The sequence below is a fragment of the Streptomyces sp. NPDC000410 genome, assembly GCF_040300305.1.
Lineage (GTDB): Bacteria > Actinomycetota > Actinomycetes > Streptomycetales > Streptomycetaceae > Streptomyces.
This window is the reverse complement of sequence record NZ_JBEPDM010000011.1, coordinates 160,819-170,949: the sequence shown is the minus strand read 5'-3', so window position 1 is coordinate 170,949 and position 10,131 is coordinate 160,819. Positions and strand designations below refer to the sequence as shown.

7 protein-coding genes are annotated in these 10,131 nt (G+C 72.0%); 2 read left to right on the top strand and 5 right to left on the bottom strand.

What is annotated here, in order from left to right; genetic code table 11:
* Positions 1-165: 165 nt before the first annotated feature.
* The 4 genes from ABT342_RS15595 to ABT342_RS15580 all read right to left on the bottom strand — a co-directional run bounded on the left by ABT342_RS15595 (position 166) and on the right by ABT342_RS15580 (position 4,455).
* Positions 166-888, bottom strand: a complete 723-nt coding sequence (locus ABT342_RS15595) for a 3'-5' exonuclease (protein ID WP_351572814.1) — start codon at positions 886-888, stop codon at positions 166-168.
* A 56-nt stretch (positions 889-944) separates the two neighbouring features.
* Positions 945-2,189, bottom strand: a complete 1,245-nt coding sequence (locus ABT342_RS15590) for a DUF5919 domain-containing protein (RefSeq protein WP_351572811.1) — start codon at positions 2,187-2,189, stop codon at positions 945-947.
* Positions 2,190-2,291: 102 nt separating this feature from the next.
* On the bottom strand, positions 2,292-3,590 hold the full coding sequence (locus ABT342_RS15585) for a copper amine oxidase (protein ID WP_351572808.1): 1,299 nt from the start codon (positions 3,588-3,590) through the stop codon (positions 2,292-2,294).
* 37 nt (positions 3,591-3,627) lie between these two features.
* Positions 3,628-4,455 (bottom strand): TrbL/VirB6 family protein, encoded by an 828-nt coding sequence (locus ABT342_RS15580; protein ID WP_351572805.1) that lies wholly within the window; start codon positions 4,453-4,455, stop codon positions 3,628-3,630.
* A gap of 128 nt (positions 4,456-4,583) precedes the next feature.
* Between ABT342_RS15580 and glgX the strand changes: the two genes are divergently transcribed.
* Both glgX and treY read left to right on the top strand, forming a co-directional pair.
* Entirely contained in the window at positions 4,584-6,704 is a 2,121-nt protein-coding gene (gene glgX, locus ABT342_RS15575; protein ID WP_351572803.1) for a glycogen debranching protein GlgX, read from the top strand.
* A gap of 136 nt (positions 6,705-6,840) precedes the next feature.
* On the top strand, positions 6,841-9,174 hold the full coding sequence (gene treY, locus ABT342_RS15570; protein ID WP_351572800.1) for a malto-oligosyltrehalose synthase: 2,334 nt from the start codon (positions 6,841-6,843) through the stop codon (positions 9,172-9,174).
* Here treY and ABT342_RS15565 read toward each other — a convergent pair.
* Positions 9,171-10,085, bottom strand: a complete 915-nt coding sequence (locus ABT342_RS15565) for a LysR family transcriptional regulator (protein ID WP_351572837.1) — start codon at positions 10,083-10,085, stop codon at positions 9,171-9,173. The genes treY and ABT342_RS15565 overlap by 4 nt on opposite strands.
* Positions 10,086-10,131 lie beyond the last annotated feature (46 nt).

The window sequence follows — 10,131 nt, the reverse complement described above, 5'->3', positions numbered from 1 at the left end:
CCACCCCCCAGGCCATGCGTTCGACAGGGGGAGAAAGTCATGCCAACTCCGGAGGCCGGGCGCCCCATTGCGGGACCACCAAGAAGGTAATGGGGAGAGCCCCCGCAACGGGGGCTGGGGCGGAGCCCCGGTTATCGGGAAGGGGCGGGGTGGGGGGAAACCCCGTCAGCGAACCGCCGCAAGCCGCTCGCGCACCGGCCACACCGGGTCCACCACCGCGTCCGCCTCCCCCTTGCGGCGCAGGAAGTCCTGGAAGTCCGCCGCCCATTCCGCGTACCAGCGCACCTGGCGGGTGTGCAGCTCGACCGGGGTGAGGGCCGCCACGGACGCGTGGCGGTCCGCTATCGCGCGGGCCACGCGGACCGCCGCCAGCGCGTCCGCGAGCGCCTCGTGGGCCGCGTCCAGCACGACCCCGTACTCCGCGCAGACCGCCTCCAGCGTGCGCTTGCCCCGCCGGTAGCGGTCGACCGCGCGGTCTATCGTGTACGGATCGACGACCGGGCCGATCCCCGGGGTGCCCAGCCGGTCGGACAGCGACGGCAGCCCGTGCCGGTCCAGCTCGGCCGAAAGAAGCGTCAGATCGAAGGCCGCGTTGTACGCCACGACCGGGGCGCCGCGGGTCCAGTAGTCCACCAGGGTCGCGGCGATCTCGTCGGCCACCTCGCGCGCCGGGCGGCCCTCCGCCGCCGCCCGCTCGCTGCTGATGCCGTGGATCGCGGACGCCTGCGCCGGGATGCGGATCCCCGGGTCGGCCAGCCATTCCCGCGTCCGGACGGGCTCTCCGTCCTTCACCTCGACGACCGCCGCCGTCACGATCCGCGCCTCCAGCGGCTCCGTCCCGGTCGTCTCCAGGTCGAATCCGATCAGCGGCTCATGGTGCCACGCCATGTGGTCCCCCCCTCGTCAGTGGTACTGACGAAAACTCTCGCACGGGGCACTGACAGTCAGGACACCGGGCGCGAGTCCGCCCACACCGACTCGAACTCCTCGCGGTAGGTCTGGAACAGGCCGTGCTCCGTGTCCTGCCCCGACCGCACCACCGACCGGCTCCCGCCCCGCAGCACCAGCACCGGCGCCTCCATGCCGCGTGCCCGGCGCAGATACGACTGCACGACCGCGACCCCGTCCGGCCCGTCCCCGTCGACCAGATAGGCCGTGAACCGGGGTGTCTCGTCGAAGACGTGGATCTCGAAGGCGCCCGGATCGCGCAGCTTCGAGCGCACCCGTCGCATATGGAGGATGTTCATCTCCACCGAGCGGCTCAATTCGCCCTTCTTCAGGCCGAGTTCCCGCTCACGCCGCTTGACCGCGCTGCTCGCCGGGTTGAGGAAGAGCAGCCGCACCCGGGCCCCGGATTCCGCCAGCCGGACGAGCCGCCGGCCGGAGAAGTTCTGCACCAGCAGATTCAGGCCTATGCCGATGGCGTCGAGCCGCCGGGCCCCGCCGAAGAGGTCCTCGGCGGGCAGCTGTCGCTGCAGCCGGACCCGGTCGGGATGGACGGAGACCACGTCCGCGTACCGGTCCCCCACCAGGTCCTCGACCGCGTCGACGGGCAGCCGGTCCGCCGACGGCACCCCGGCGCCGCTGCCGAGGATCTCCAGCAGCCGGGCCGCGGCCCGTTCCGCCTGGGCGAGCACCGCCTCGTTGAGCGCCCGGTTGCGGGAGACCACGTTGCGCGCGACCTCCAGCTCGTCCAGCGCCAGCTCCACCTCGCGCCGGTCGTCGAAGTACGGCTCGAAGCACGGCCAGTGCTGGACCATCAGCTCCCGCAGCTGCGGGAGGGTGAGGAAGCTGAGGACGTTGTCGTCGGCGGGGTCCAGCAGATAGCCCTTGCGGCGGCTGACCTCGCGCACCGCGACGGCGCGCTGCACCCACTCCTGGCCGGCCGGGCCGGCCGCCGCGACGACCCAGTCGTCGCCGTGCATGGGTTCGTAGATGGGCCGGAGCACCGCGGCCACGACGGCCCGCAGCCGCTGCTCGACCAGGTTCAGCCAGATGTAGGCCCGCCCGGCCCGCTGCGCGCGCGTACGCACTTCGCTCCAGGCGTCCGCGCTCCAGTCCAGCTCCGGCCCTATCTGCGATCCCGTGTCCACCGGCCGCGCGAGGGAGACCGCGCCGGGCGGGACGTCGGTGGAGTCCCCCTCGTGACTCGCGTCACCCGGAGGTAGCTCCAGCCCACCCGAGCTCACCGCGCCGCACCGCCTTCTGCTCCAGGACGCCCGTCTTCAACGATCAAGGAAGGGTACTCCGGGAGCGGGAGGCGGTGCAGCCGGATCGACAGGCTCCTTTCCTCAACTCCCCAACGCGGGTGCTCCGTTCTGTCCGGCGAGATCGGCCGGAGTGAGCGGATTCATAGCGGTTACGTCCCTGGGCGCGAGCTGGAAGCCCTGCCAGTGGACCGGCATCGGCTGCTGGTCCTCGTCCCGGGCGACGTGGTGGAAGCCGATGTTGACCCACACGACGGGGTTGGTCAGCGCCTCGCCGTTGACCCATTTGTCGACGCTGTCGGGGGCGCCCCGCCCGCAGTTGAGGGTGTTGTTGCTGGCGAACTGTTCGCAGGCGCGGTTCTGGGTGACGTAGATGTCGTGCCGGGTGAAGCCGCGCCCCGCGTGCTTGGCGGAGGGGCCCGGCACGATCTCGTACGAACGCTTGTGCCCGTCCTTGTTCTTGCCGGTCGCGCTCACCACCCGCCACCAGCGCATCGCCTTCGCGTCCCCGGCCAGCTCCCGGGTGACCGGCGTGACGGTGGTCCTCGTCTTCGGGCTGCCGTTGCCGGTGGGCGGGGTGACCGCCGAGTCGTACTGCTCGACGCGGTCCTTGGGGCTGCCGTCGAGGCCGAAGTTCAGCCGCCAGAAGACGTTGTGGCTGTGGCTGGTCGCGTAGTCCTTGGCGCCCTTGCCGATCGGCCAGCCGCGCCCGTCGCCCGCGTCGTAGTCGCCCGGCGAGAGACTGCCGGTGGCCCCGACGTTGGCGGATATGGTGCCGTCGGAGGCGAACCGCCACTCGGTGATGTACTCGTACCAGCCGACCTTGTTGACGGTGTAGACGAGCAGATCCTTGCCCTGGGCCTGCCAGACCTTGGTGCCCTCGTCGTTCGCCATCCGGTAGGCGTGGCCGCGCGAGCGCGTGGTCACGCAGAGGCCGTCGACCTGTCCGACGTCGGGGACCTTGACCTTCTTGATCGTGCCGCCGGGGCATTCGGTGGGCTTGAGCTTCTGTAGGCCGTAGCCGAAGCCGAAGCCGGTGAGGTCGTCGTACTCGGCCTGCCCGTCGTCGTACGGCACGTGCACCTGCGCCAGCTTGGCGCTGGTCAGGACCTGGATCGGGCGGGGCTCGCCCTTGGGCCGGTAGCCGACGTCGCCCAGGACGAGCCCGGCGGAGCTGTCGTAGCGCCAGCACATGCGCCAGGTGGTGCCGCCGTCCAGGGTCGCGGTGATGAGGTACTGCGTGCTGCAGGGCGGGGCCGGCGGGGGCGGCACCCGTGGTGCGGCGGTCACCGCGGGCGCGGCGCCGCCCAGCAGTACGGCGGCGGCGAGCACGGCCACCGCCCTACGGGCACGCGGGAATCGGCTCTTGTCGCTCTTGTTCATGTGGAGAAGAACTCCTCGGAACGTATGCGGGACGAAGTCAGGCGGAAGGCGCACGGGCGACGGTGCGGGCGCTCAGGTCGACGACCAGGTCCCGGGTGTCGATCCACGGCCCATTGGTGATCTTGGTGATGACGTGCACACAGCGGTGCACGCCGCAGGCGCCGAGTTCCCGCGGAACCCGCTCCTGGCGGTCCTCGCGGTAGACGAAGCCGCTCAGGGTGAGCGGCTCGGGCGAGGTGAGCTGCTTGCCGGTGGCGTCCTTGTAGTCCGCCTTGAGACCGGCGCCGAGCGGGCTCGCCAGGATCAGTTCGGCCGCCTCGCGCAGCTCCGCGCGGTGCGGGGACGGCTGTACGCCCTGCTGGGCGCCGCTGCGCTCCACCTTTCCCGTGGTGAGGTTGACGGTCGCGGTGACGAGCTCGTCGCGCTTGTAGTCGTAGTACGAGACGACGGCGCGGCGCGGCGGTGCGGCAAGGCCCGCCTCGGACGGCTCGGGTTCGGCCAGATCGGTGGTCAGCCGCTGCGGTCCCCGGCCGCCGGCAGCGTCCCGGGCCTCGCGCGCGGCCGGGGCCGTCGCCAGCTGTTCGGCGCGTTTCAGCTCGTCGTCGGTGAGCGGGTCTCGGCCGATGCCCTTCTCGCCCTCGTCGGCGGCGGCCTCGACGGTGCCCGGTTCAGGTGCCCCCTGAGCCCCCTGCGCCCCCTGGCCCGCCCGGCCCGCCTCCTGCCGCGCGGCCGCGCCGCCCGCCGGGCCGTCCTGCGCCCCTGCCGCGCCCGGCAGGGTGATTCCGACCATCACGGCGGTCCCCGTCACCGCAATGGCCGTGCCCGCCACCACCTTCCCCAGGTGGCGGCGCACTAATGTGCGCACATTTACCCCCTCTTAGCTGTGGTCACCCGGTAAGACGGGGGTACGTCCTAGGAGGTTGCCCTTCTTTCGGGGAGGATCTGTCCGAAGAGCCCCCCTGTAGCCGGATCAGAAGTGGAAGAGTCTTATCTATGCAGGTCTGGCCGGGACAGGCGTATCCACTCGGTGCCACGTACGACGGCGCCGGGACCAACTTCGCGGTCTTCTCGGAGGCCGCCCACCGCATCGAGCTGTGTCTGCTGCACGACGACGGCTCGGAGACGGCGGTGGAGCTGCGCGAGACGGACGCGTTCGTGCGGCACGCGTATCTGCCGGGGGTGATGCCGGGACAGCGGTACGGATTCAGGGTGCACGGCCCGTACGAGCCGCAGCGCGGGCAGCGGTGCAATTCCGCCAAGCTGCTCCTCGATCCCTACGCGCGGGCGATGAGCGGCCGGATCGCCTGGGGCGAGGCGGTGTACGGGTACCACTTCGGCAGACCGGACTCGCGCAACGACCTCGACTCGGCCCCGCACACGATGGCCTCCGTCGTCGTCAATCCGTACTTCGACTGGGGCGACGACCGCCCGCCCCGCACCGACTACCACCGCACGGTGATCTACGAGGCCCATGTGAAGGGCCTGACGATGCTGCATCCGGCGCTGCCGGAGGAGCTGCGCGGGACGTACGCGGGCCTCGCCCATCCGGCGGTGATCTCGCACCTGACGGAACTGGGCGTCACGGCGGTCGAGTTGATGCCGGTGCACCAGTTCGTGAACGACCATCGGCTGGCGGACACGGGCCTGGCCAACTACTGGGGCTACAACACGATCGGCTTCTTCGCCCCGCACAACGGCTACGCGTCCTGGGGAGACCGGGGACAGCAGGTCCTGGAGTTCAAGTCGGCGGTCCGCGCCCTGCACCAGGCGGGCATCGAGGTGATCCTCGACGTCGTCTACAACCACACGGCTGAGGGCAATCACCTCGGCCCGACGCTGTCCTTCCGCGGCCTCGACAACGGCTCGTACTACCGGCTCTCCGAGGACCGCCGCTACTACACGGACACCACCGGCACCGGCAATTCCCTGCTGATGCGCTCCCCGCACGTGCTCCAGCTGATCATGGACTCGCTGCGGTACTGGGTGACGGAGATGCACGTCGACGGCTTCCGCTTCGACCTCGCGGCGACGCTGGCCCGGCAGTTCCACGAGGTGGACCGGCTGTCGTCGTTCTTCGACCTCGTGCAGCAGGATCCGGTGGTCAGCCAGGTGAAGCTGATCGCGGAGCCGTGGGACGTCGGTGAGGGCGGCTACCAGGTGGGGAACTTCCCGCCGCTGTGGACCGAGTGGAACGGCATGTACCGCGACACCGTACGGGACCTGTGGCGGGGCGAGCCGCGCACGCTCGCGGAGTTCGCGTCCCGGCTGACGGGCTCGTCCGACCTCTACCAGGACGACGGGCGCCGCCCGCTCGCCTCGGTCAACTTCGTCACCTGCCACGACGGCTTCACGCTGCGCGATCTCGTCTCGTACAACGAGAAGCACAACGAGGCCAACGGCGAGGGCAACCGGGACGGCGAGAGCCACAACCGGTCGTGGAACTGCGGGGCGGAGGGCGATACGGACGACCCCGACGTGCTGGAGCTGCGCGGCCGGCAGACGCGCAACTTCATCGCGACCCTGATGCTGTCCCAGGGCGTGCCGATGCTCAGCCACGGCGACGAGTTCGGCCGTACGCAGCGGGGCAACAACAACGCGTACTGCCAGGACGGCGAGCTGTCCTGGGTGCACTGGCCGCGGTCGACCGAGGACGAGCCCGGATCGCTGCTGGAGTTCACCCGGGCGATGGTGTGGCTGCGCCGCGACCATCAGGTGTTCCGGCGGAGGCGCTTCTTCCACGGCCGCCCGGTGGAGGGGACGCACGACGAGCTGTCCGACATCGCCTGGTTCACGCCCGAGGGCGAGGGGATGACGCAGCGGGACTGGCAGGCGGCGCACGCCCAGGCCCTGACGGTGTTCCTGAACGGGAACGCGATCTCGGAGCCCGGGCCCCGGGGGGAGCGGATCTCCGACGACTCGTTCCTGCTGATGTTCAACGCGAGCGCGGACGAGCTGGACTTCGCGGTGCCGGTGAACCACGGCAGACAGTGGCAGGTGGTGGTGGACACGGCACACCCGGAGGGGGTGCCGCCGGGCCAGGGGCCCAAGGTGGCGGCCGGGGACCGGGTGCGGATGATCGGGCGGAGCCTGGTGGTGCTGCGAAGGCCGGCGTAGCCGGAGCGCGGGGGGCGCGTGCGGGCCCCGGCGGGCGCGGTCGGATTCGTCACACCAGGTGAACATGCGCCGGTCCGGCCATACCGTCGCATGAGCCGATGACAGAGATGCCCGGGATCCGGGTACGTACGTGTCCATGACGCCCACCGCCACGTACCGGCTCCAGCTCCAGCCGGACTTCCCGTTCCAGGCCGCCGAGGCAGCGGTGCCGTACCTGGCCGGCCTCGGGGTCTCCCATCTGCATCTGTCGCCCGTGCTGGAGGCGGTGCCCGGTTCGGCGCACGGCTACGACGTCGTCGACCACGCGCGCGTACGGGCGGAGCTGGGCGGCGAGGAGGGGTTGCGGGCGCTGGCCCGTACGGCGCGGGAGCACGGTCTCGGGCTGGTGCTGGACATCGTCCCGAATCACATGGCGGCGGCGCCCCGGTACAACCGCGCGCTGTGGGAGGTACTGCGGGAGGGACCGGACTCGCCGTTCGCACGGTGGTTCGACATCGATTGGGATGCCGGGGGCGGCAGGATCCTGCTGCCGGTGCTGGGCGGGCGGATCGGGGACGAGCTCGGCGCGCTGCGGGTGGAGGGGCAGGTGCTGCACTACGGGGAACAGATGTTCCCGGTGCGGGAGGGCACCGAGGGGCTGCCGCTGCCGGACCTGCTGGACGCGCAGTGGTACCGGCTCGGCTGGTGGCGGCTCGCCCGTACCGAGCTCAACTACCGCCGGTTCTTCACCATCTCGGAGCTCATCGGCGTACGGGTGGAGGACCCGGAGGTCTTCGCCGCCACCCACGCCAAGATCGTGGAGCTGGTACGGGACGGCGTCGTCGACGGGCTGCGCATCGACCATCCGGACGGGCTCGCCGACCCGGAGGAGTATCTGCACCGGCTGAACGAGGCGACGGGCGGCTGCTGGACGGTGGTGGAGAAGATCCTCACCCGCGAGGAGCGGCTGCCGCCCGCGTGGCCGGTCGCCGGGACGACCGGTTACGACGCTCTGCACCGGATCGACGGGCTGTTCACCGATCCGGACGGCGCCGAGGAACTCCTGCGCCAGTACCGGGACTTCGTCTCGCCCGCCGGGGACCGGGGCGGCTTCTGGGGCGCGACGGTGCGGCGCGCCGAGTACAAGGTCGTCACGCATGAGCTGGCCGCCGAGACCGAGGCGCTCGCCCGGATCGCGGAGGGGGTGTGCGCCGGGGATCTCACGGTGCGCGACTGTGCGCCGTGGGCGCTGCGTGCCGCGATCCGGGAGCTGCTGGTGCGGGTGCCGGTGTACCGGCCGTACCGGGTCGGCGGCGAGGCCGTGCTCACGCAGGACGCGGCACAGCGGGCGAAGGCGGTGTTCTCCGTGCCCGAGGAGGCGGCGGCGGTGGACGTGATCCGCGATCTGGCGCTCGGTCTCGGCCGGTGCGGCGACGGCACTCGGCAGGCGGCCTTCCGGGCGCGGTTCGCACAGACCTCGTCCGCGCTGCGCGCCAAGTCGGTGGAGGACACGGCCTACTACCGCTATACGCCGCTGATCTCGGCGAACGAGGTGGGCGGCGATCCGGAGCGGCCCGCGGTGAGCCCGGAGGAGTTCCACGCGTACTGTGCGCGCCTCGCGCGGGACTGGCCGGCCACCGGAACGGTGCTGTCGACGCACGACACGAAGCGCAGCGCGGACGTCCGGGCCAGGATCGCGGTGCTGTCCGAGTGCCCGGAGCGGTGGGCGCGGGTGCTGACGGGGCTGGCGTGGGCTCCGGCGCCCGATCACCATCTGGCGTGGCTCGCGTGGCAGACGGCCTTCGGTCTCGGGTCCGCGGACCCGGAGCGGCTCGGGCCCGCACTCCTCAAGTCGGTGCGGGAGGCGGGGCTGCACACCAGCTGGACCGAGCCGGATCCGGGGTACGAGCGGGCGGTGGACGACTTCGTGGCGGCGGGGCTGTGCGGGCCGCCGATGCGCACGGTGGAGCTCTTCGCGGGCGAACTCGCGGAGTACGTGCGGACCAACGCGCTCGGCGCGGCGCTGGTGCAGCTGACGATGCCCGGCGTGCCGGAGCTGTACCAGGGCACCGAGCGCGCGTACCTGGCGCTCGTCGACCCGGACAACCGGGACCCGTTCCGGGAGGGGCCGCCGGACGAGAAGACGGACCTCACCCGCGCGGCCCTGCACGTGCGCCGACGGCGCCCCGAGCTGTTCGGCGAGTCGTCGACGTACACCCCCGTGCCGGCGTCCGGCCCGGCCGCCGGGCACTGTCTGGCCTTCTGCCGCTCGGGCGAGGTGATCACGGCGGTGACGCGGCTGTCGCTGCGCCTGGACGAGGAGGGCGGCTGGGCGGGGACGTCGCTGCCCCTTCCGGCCGGGCGGTGGGTGGACCTCCTGTCCCCCACCCCGGCACGCGAGTTCACGGGCGGCGCCGAGGTGCCCCTCTCGGAGCTGCTGGCCGACCGGCCGGTGGCGTTGCTGGAGCGGGTGGCGCCGGACACGCCCTAGCAGTCGGCGTACGCCCTCGGCGCAGGCGTGGCGGATTCGGGTGTCCCGTACGGCAGGGAGCTGCGCAGCAGGTCGGTGAAGACCTCCGCCGCGCCCGTCATCGGGACGCGGGAGAAGACCGTGAGGGCCCGCCGCCACGGCGGGTCGACGTGCAGGACCACGCAGTCCTCGCCGACCGCGCCGGTGACGATGTGCGCGGGGGCGGTGGCCACGCCGACACCGGCCGCCGCCATGCGGACCGCCGTGGAGGTGTGCTCCGTCCGCACGGCCGTACGGGGTGAGAAGCCCGCCTGTCCGCAGGCCCAGTCCAGGAAACGCCGGCCGTGGACGAGGGGCTCCATGGCACACCGGATCCAGGTGTGGTCGGAGAGTTCCTCCAGGCGGACCGTGGAGCGGCCCGCGAGGCGGTCGTCGAAGGGGACGACGAGGACGATCTCCTCGTCGCCGACCCGCAGTACCGGGCCGGACCAGCGCTCGGGCGGGGGGCCGACGGCGAGGTCGGCCGTGCCGCGCTCCAGGGCCTCCTCCAGCGCCTCGGTGGTGGCGTACTCGTGCAGGACGAGCTCGACGCCGGGGTGGGCCCGGTGCCAGCGGGCGAAGACGTCGGGGAGGATGCCAACGGCGATGGCGTGGACGGTCGCGATGTGCAGCTCGCCGCCCTCCGCTCCGGCCGCGGCGCGGGCCGCCCGCTGGGCCTGCGCGGCGCTGCGTACGGCGAGTTCGGCGTGGGGCAGGAAGGCGCGGCCCATCGGGGTGAGCCGCACGCCCCGCGTCATCCGCTCCAGCAGGTCCCCGCCCACCGATTTCTCCAGGGCCTTGATCTGGTGGGAGAGCGCGGGCTGGGTGACGTGGAGCAGCTCGGCGGCGCGCGTGAACGACGAGTGCTCGACGACCGTGAGGAAGTACTCCATCTGTCGCAGGCTGCCCATGAAATCCGTCCCCCCCATAAACGCTGTG

What these genes read in the sequence shown, in the direction of transcription:
- treY (WP_351572800.1), top strand. Translation starts at nt 6,841, where the DNA reads ATGACGCCCACCGCCACGTACCGGCTCCAGCTCCAGCCGGACTTCCCG.
- ABT342_RS15565 (WP_351572837.1), bottom strand. Translation starts at nt 10,085, where the DNA reads ATGGAGTACTTCCTCACGGTCGTCGAGCACTCGTCGTTCACGCGCGCC.
- ABT342_RS15585 (WP_351572808.1), bottom strand. Translation starts at nt 3,590, where the DNA reads ATGAACAAGAGCGACAAGAGCCGATTCCCGCGTGCCCGTAGGGCGGTG.
- glgX (WP_351572803.1), top strand. Translation starts at nt 4,584, where the DNA reads ATGCAGGTCTGGCCGGGACAGGCGTATCCACTCGGTGCCACGTACGAC.
- ABT342_RS15595 (WP_351572814.1), bottom strand. Translation starts at nt 888, where the DNA reads ATGGCGTGGCACCATGAGCCGCTGATCGGATTCGACCTGGAGACGACC.